Annotated in this window: 6 protein-coding genes; all 6 read right to left on the bottom strand. The window is 70.7% G+C overall.

Annotated features, from left to right (window positions below):
* Positions 1-99 (bottom strand): hypothetical protein (locus AC27VN_RS33915; RefSeq protein WP_490879418.1); only part of this gene is annotated, 99 nt, incomplete at its 3' end.
* Complete coding sequence (locus AC27VN_RS33910) at positions 96-1,286, bottom strand: homogentisate 1,2-dioxygenase (RefSeq protein ID WP_490879417.1); 1,191 nt, start codon at positions 1,284-1,286, stop codon at positions 96-98. The genes AC27VN_RS33910 and AC27VN_RS33915, both read right to left, overlap by 4 nt.
* Before the next feature lie 7 nt (positions 1,287-1,293).
* The gene (locus AC27VN_RS33905; RefSeq protein ID WP_093353056.1) at positions 1,294-1,617 is read right to left on the bottom strand and encodes a YciI family protein; all 324 of its coding nucleotides are present in this window, start codon (positions 1,615-1,617) and stop codon (positions 1,294-1,296) included.
* A 4-nt stretch (positions 1,618-1,621) separates the two neighbouring features.
* A complete protein-coding gene (gene hppD, locus AC27VN_RS33900; RefSeq protein WP_490879416.1) occupies positions 1,622-2,686 on the bottom strand; it encodes a 4-hydroxyphenylpyruvate dioxygenase in 1,065 nt (354 codons plus the stop codon).
* 15 nt (positions 2,687-2,701) lie between these two features.
* Positions 2,702-3,706, bottom strand: coding sequence for a Bug family tripartite tricarboxylate transporter substrate binding protein (locus AC27VN_RS33895; RefSeq protein WP_490879415.1), 1,005 nt, complete (start codon positions 3,704-3,706; stop codon positions 2,702-2,704).
* A 186-nt stretch (positions 3,707-3,892) separates the two neighbouring features.
* Positions 3,893-4,426, bottom strand: coding sequence for a MarR family winged helix-turn-helix transcriptional regulator (locus tag AC27VN_RS33890; RefSeq protein WP_490879414.1), 534 nt, complete (start codon positions 4,424-4,426; stop codon positions 3,893-3,895).
* Positions 4,427-4,481: the final 55 nt, after the last annotated feature.

Below are 4,481 nucleotides of genomic sequence, written 5' to 3'. Positions count from 1 at the left end.
ACGCGCGGCCTCGGGCACCGCGAGACAGCGCCGCGCATCGGCCGACACCACCACGAGCTGGCCGTCGCGCCGGCCGTTGTTCAGCGTCGCGAGTCTCATGCGGTCACCTGTTCGGTCTTGTCTTCGGGCGCATCGAGGTAGCCGCGCCAGGAATCGGCGTGCTCGGCGCGCTCGAAGGCCGCCATGCCCGGGCCGATGTCGAGCGGATCGCGCGCGTCGATGTTGATCGCGACCTCGTGCAGCTCGGTGCGCGGTGCCGACAGGCTGTTGCGGTAGGCCGCCGGATGCGGCCCGTGCGGAAAGCCGGCGGGATGGAAGGTCATCGCGCCCGGCCCCATGCCGTCGCGGCTGAAGAAGCGGCCCGCGTGCAGGAACAGCAGCTCGTCGTAGTCGTCGTTCGAATGGAAGAACGGCACCTTCAGCGCGCCCGGATCGGTCTCGGCCGGCCGCGGGCAGAAGGTGCAGACGGCCACGCGCTGCGTGAGGAAGGTGGTATGGGCCGAGGGCGGCAGGTGGTAGCGCGCGCTGAGCACGGGCCGGATGTCGCGCCAGTTGAGGCGCACCGGCGCGAGCGTGCCCTTCCAGCCCAGCGCGTCGAGCGGGTCGTGCGGATAGGTCAGCGTGGACACGCGGTGCCGCGCCTGGATGCGCACGGCCCACTCGCGCCGCGCGGCGTGCTGCTGCGCGACGAAGGCCTCGTCGAGCTGCGGCACGTCGAGCACGCCGGCATCGAACAGCGCATGCTCGCCGAGCAGCCCGCGCTCGGGCAGGCGGAAGCTGTCGCCCGTGGCTTCGAGCAGCAGCAGGAAGGACGGCGCCGCGGGCTCGTAGCGCCAGGCGGTGCCGCGCGGCAGCAGCAGGTAGTCGCCGTCGCGCAGGCGCAGGTGGCCGTAGTCGCAGTAGAGATCGCCGCCGCCCTCGTGGACGAACAGCAGCTCGTCGCCGTCGGCGTTGCGCGCCAGGTGGCGCATCGGCGCCGAGGGCTTCCAGCAGCGCAGCCGCATGTGGGCATTGCCCGCGACCAGCGGCGCGTCGAGCGGGCAGTCGAGCGGGCAGTCAGGGCCCTGCGCGGCGGCGGGCAGCTGGTTGAGGTCGTAGGCGCGCGGGCGGTGCGGGCCGTCCCAGCGCAGCCAGGCCGTGGGTGCATGGCGGTGATACATGTGCGTGGCCTGGCCGCCGAAGCCCTCGCGGCCGATCTCGCGCTCGTAGGTGCCGGGCGGGATGTCCGCGTGGGCCTGGCGCGAGGCGATGCCGGCGCGCATGGGAAGGACGATGGGTTTGTTCATGGACGGTTCACGGGCACTTGCGCAGTTCGGCCTGCAGGAATTCGGGCGTGTGGGGCGGGGTCATCTGGACCAGCGGCGTGAGCTCTACGGTGGCGAACAGGCCCGCGCGGCTGTAGGGCTCGGTGTCGATGAAGCGCCGCGCCTCGGCGCGCGAGGCGACCGACAGCGCGACCACCATGCCGATCGGCTCGCGCGCATCGGCGTCGAGCAGCGCCGCGCCGAACACGGTGCGGGGCAGCCAGGCCAGCATGTGGCGGATGTGGTCGGCGCGCACCGGCAGGCGGTCCTGCGCGCCGCCGGGGCGATAGAGGCAACGGACGAGCCAGGCCATGGTCTCAGTGCGCGTCCGCGCCGGCCTGCTCGCGCTTGATGGCCTCGAACAGCGCCTTGGCGTTGCCCTCGCCGAACGAGGTGTCGCCCTTGCGCTGGATGGCCTCGAAGAAGATCGGCCCAATCATCTTGCGCGTGAAGATCTGCAGCAGGAAGCGCGCCCGCGCGTCGGGGTTCTCGCCGGTGGCGGCGCCGTCGAGCAGCATGCCCAGCGACTTCATGCGCGCCACGTCCTCGCCGTGGCCCGGCAGCCGGGTGTCGAGCGCGTCGTAGTAGGCCGCGGGCGTGGGCAGGAACTCCACGCCGGCGCCGCGCAGCCGCTCCACGCTGGTGTAGAGGTCGTCGCTGAACAGCGCGATGTGCTGGATGCCCTCGCCGTTGTACTCGTCGATGAACTCCTGGATCTGCGAGCTGCGGCCCATCGGCGACACCACGGTCACGCAGGCGTTGCTCGCGGGATCGCGCACCGCGATCGTGTCGAAGCCGTTGCTGGCGTCGCCGGCGACGAACTTGAACACCTCCTCGAAGCCGAAGATGTTCTTGTAGAAGTCCACCCACTGGGGCATGTTGCCCGGGTGCACGCAGTGGGTGACGTGGTCGACGCGCACGAAGGGCGCGAAGGCCGCGCCGGTGTCGGGCACGGCGGCCGGATCGAACTCGAACTGCGCGTGCAGCGCCGCGAGCGCCGCGTCGTCGACCAGGTAGAGCGCGCTGCCGCCGATGCCCTGCAGCGCGCAGTCCGGCAGCAGCGACGTCGCCGCCGCGTCGAGCGGCTGCGCGCCGCGCTCGCGGGCCAGCGCCATCGCACGCGCGCTGTCGGCCACGCGAAAGGCCATGCCGGCGCACGACGGTCCATGGTGGGAGGCGAACCGCATCGCATGCCCATCCTGGCGCGTGCCGACGATGAACTCGACACCCGCCTGCCGCATCAGCAGCGCATGCCCCGCGCGATGCCGCGCGACGGTGCGAAAGCCCATGCGCTCGAGCACGGCGGCCAGCGCCTGCGGGTCGGGACTTGCGAACTCCATGAACGCGGTGCCGAGCACCTCTGCACGTTCCTTCTGGGTCATTGAATTCTCCTGGCTTCAGCTGTCGATGGAAAAACCGGTGGACTGCACGATCGGCGCCCATTTGGCGAGGTCGGCACGCACCATGGCGTCGAGTTCGCGCGGCGTCACCGCGCTCGGCAGGAAGGCGCGCGCGGCATAGGCCTCCTGCAGCTCCTTCGTGGCCACGGCGTCGCGGATCTGCGCGGCCAGTGCGTTCGCGACGGCCGGCGGCGTCTTGGCGGGCGCCCAGACGGCGAAGTACTCCTGGATGTCGAAGTCGCGAAAGCCGGCCTCGCGCATGGTGGGCGCCTCGGGCAGGTAGGGTGAGCGCGCGGAACCGGTGGTGGCCAGCACGCGGATGCGCCCTTCCTTCGCGAACGGCAGCGGCTCGCTCAGCACGTTGACCGAGGCAGCGATCTGGCCGCCCACCACGTCCTGGATGGCGGGCGCGCCGCCCTTGTAGGGCACGTGCGTGAGGTTCATGCCGGCGGCCTTGCCGATCACCACGCCCGCGAAATGGGCCATCGTGCCCTCGCCCGGCGAGCCGAAGCTGGCCTTCGAGGGATTGGCGTTGCACCACTGCGCGAACTGCTGCACGGTGCGCACCTCGGGCGGCACTGCGGGCCCCACGCTCAGGCCGAACTGGAAGGTGCACACGGTCGACACCGGCGCGAAGTCCTTGAGCGGGTCGTACGACAGCCGCTTGTAGACGTGCGGATAGATCACCATCACCGAGGCGGGCGCCAGCACCAGCGCGCTGCCGTCGGCCTCCGCCGCCTTCACATGGTCCATCGCGAGGCGTCCGCCCGCGCCCACGCGGTTCTCGACCAGCACCACCGGCGCGTAGCTGCCCTTGATGCGTTCGGCCAGCAGCCGCGCGATGGAATCGCCCGAACCGCCCGCTGGAAAACCCATCACGATGCGCGCCGTCTTCGACAGCGTGGGCGGGGTTTCGGCGGCGGCCGCCAGGGGGAAGACCGGGATCAGCGCACCCGCTGTGGCACAGGCCGAACCGGCAAGGATGTCGCGGCGTCGAATCATGGCTTGTCTCCTTTTTTATGGGGTGCGCCGGATTCTAGGCCTATTCATTTCATTATGAAACTGTTTCTTTAGGAAATTGATTTTCCGCTTCTGCCCGTAGGCTCGCCGGCAAGCGGGCGCGCGCGTGCCTCCGCGAGGCGCGGATCGATCGCAAGGGGGAAAGGCGCGGCGCCGGCCGCGCGGGATTCAGATGGCCGCGGCGGTCGGCACGGTGTCGGCCGGCGCGAGCTCGCGCCAGTCGCGCGTGTCGTCCAGCGTGGCGTTGGCGCGCGCCACCAGCACCTGCATCGCCGCCTGCACGGTCTTGAGCTCCTGCGGCGTGAGCGCGCTGGTCAGCTCCTGCTCGATGGCGCGCGCCAGCGGCATCACGCGCTCGTAGGCGTCGGCGCCGGTCTTGGTGAGGCGCAGCACGACCTTGCGGCGGTCCTTGGCATCCACGCGGCGCGAGACCAGCTTCTTGGTCACCAGCAGGTTCAGCGCGCGCGTGATGCTGACCTTGTCCATGGCCGTGCTCTCCGACAGCTCGGTCGCCGACATCGGCGAGAACGCGACCAGGTTGGCGAGCACGCGCCACTCGACCACGCCGATGCCGAGTTCCTCCGAGTACATGCGCGCCAGCATGCCGCTCACCCGGTTCGTGATGACCGAGCACTGGTAGGGCAGCCAGTCGTTCAGGCGCAGGATGCCGTCGGGTTGAACGCTGGCGGCATCGCGGGGCATGGGGGAGGCACTCTCTTTGGACGACATGGCCGGGGACTTTAGCGCAGGCACGCCG

The organism is Variovorax sp. 20P10.2.4 (assembly GCF_058244205.1).
This window is presented reverse-complemented; position numbering and strand designations above follow the sequence as displayed.

Excerpts from the sequence above, each read along its gene's own strand:
- AC27VN_RS33910 (WP_490879417.1), bottom strand. The coding sequence starts at position 1,286 with ATGAACAAACCCATCGTCCTTCCCATGCGCGCCGGCATCGCCTCGCGC.
- AC27VN_RS33905 (WP_093353056.1), bottom strand. The coding sequence starts at position 1,617 with ATGGCCTGGCTCGTCCGTTGCCTCTATCGCCCCGGCGGCGCGCAGGAC.
- hppD (WP_490879416.1), bottom strand. The coding sequence starts at position 2,686 with ATGACCCAGAAGGAACGTGCAGAGGTGCTCGGCACCGCGTTCATGGAG.
- AC27VN_RS33895 (WP_490879415.1), bottom strand. The coding sequence starts at position 3,706 with ATGATTCGACGCCGCGACATCCTTGCCGGTTCGGCCTGTGCCACAGCG.
- AC27VN_RS33890 (WP_490879414.1), bottom strand. The coding sequence starts at position 4,426 with ATGCCCCGCGATGCCGCCAGCGTTCAACCCGACGGCATCCTGCGCCTG.